General features: G+C 47.1%; 1 protein-coding gene. It reads left to right on the forward strand.

Annotated elements, in window-relative coordinates:
- Window positions 1-163: 163 nt before the first annotated feature.
- A partial coding sequence (locus HQR03_RS14095; protein WP_217271613.1) for an IS3 family transposase occupies window positions 164-780 on the forward strand: 617 nt, incomplete at its 3' end.

Raw genomic sequence — 780 nt, forward strand, 5'->3', positions numbered from 1 at the left:
CGCATACAAGAGCTTGAGCGAGAAGTCAGACAGCTTAAGATAGAGAAAGACATCCTAAATGAGGAGGGATTAAGCGAAGCACTGCTTCGCCCCGACGCAAGGGGAGAGCTATGCTCGAGTGGGCTTCAGCTCTGCTGGCATCGGACAACCTCAACGTCTATCGTTGATTAAAAAGCTGGCAGAGCAGGACAAAAGATTAAGTAAGAAGAAGCTGTGTGACTTGTTTGATGTGGTTAGAAGTAGTTACTACTATGGTGTTAAGACTAAGCCTATTGATGTTGAGCGAGTCAAACTCCAGTCTTTAATACGCCAAATATTCAACGACTCAAAGCAATCAGCAGGGGCTCGGACTATAGTTGCCATTTTAGCTAACGAGTATGGCATTAAGCTAACGCGTTACTTAGCGACTAAGCTTATGGAGCGAATGGGTTTAATCAGCTGCCAGCTCAAGACCCACAAATACAAACACGCTGACGAGGCGCATAGAACCTATGACAACCTTTTAGACCGAAACTTTAACCCAGATGCGCCTAATCAAGTCTGGACAGGCGATGTGACCTACATCCGTATCAAAGGTGGCTGGTGCTACTTAGCGGTTGTTTTAGACTTGTTTGCTCGCCGTGTGGTTGGCTTTAGCGTATTCGATTCACCTAATAGCACCTTGACCGCATCAGCGCTAAAGATGGCGTATCAGACTCGCCTTAAACCAAGCGGTGTGCTGTTCCACTCTGACCAAGGCACGCATTACACCAGTAAAGAGTTCGCTGACGCGATAGCTGA

Source organism: Psychrobacter okhotskensis (assembly GCF_013248965.1).
Lineage (GTDB): Bacteria > Pseudomonadota > Gammaproteobacteria > Pseudomonadales > Moraxellaceae > Psychrobacter > Psychrobacter okhotskensis.